General features: G+C 49.5%; 1 protein-coding gene. It reads left to right on the top strand.

Going from position 1 to position 792, the window contains the following annotated elements:
* The coding region (locus R8N49_RS26400; RefSeq protein WP_318190355.1) for an ABC transporter permease at window positions 1-792 on the top strand (792 nt) is incomplete at both ends.

Below are 792 nucleotides of genomic sequence, written 5' to 3'. Positions count from 1 at the left end.
GCGCAAGAGGCCGAACAAGCGATTCAAGATGGTATTGTGCGCGCCGTGCTGATTTTGCCAAGCGATCTCACACAACGCATGATGCAAGGTCGAGAGCTTGGGCAATGGATTGTGGATGGGTCAGATACCATGATCAGCTCGGCAATATTGTCATTGCAAACCATGCCATTGACCGATTTTGATTTCGAGATTCGCCCAGCGCCAAGCAAAACATTCGAAGTCGCACTCTACTACAACCCAAGTCGGCGTTCTGCGGTCAACATCGTACCCGGCTTACTCGGTGTGATTCTCACCATGACGATGATTTTGTTCACCAGTGCCGCGATTGTACGAGAACGTGAACGGGGAAATTTGGAGCTATTGATCACCACGCCCATCCACTCGATAGAGCTAATGGTGGCGAAAATCGTGCCGTATATCTTTGTCGGCTTAATTCAGGTTTTCATCATTCTAGGGTTGGGACATTGGATTTTCGGCGTACCAATTAACGGTGCAATCAGCCAAATTCTGTTTGGAACCTTGTTGTTTATCGCCGCCAGCTTAACTTTAGGATTGGTCATATCCACCATCGCCACAACACAGCTTCAAGCCATGCAAATGACGGTGTTCATTCTTCTGCCTTCGATTCTGCTGTCTGGATTTATGTTCCCTTACGAGGGCATGCCAGTCGCTGCACAGTGGATTTCAGAAGCCCTGCCCGCCACTCACTTTATGCGCATGATTCGAGGCATAGTGTTGCGAGGAGCGGATCTGATGGACTTGTGGCGAGATACCCTTTGGTTGCTCGGGTTT

This window comes from Vibrio sp. 1978, assembly GCF_033344345.1.
This window is presented reverse-complemented; position numbering and strand designations above follow the sequence as displayed.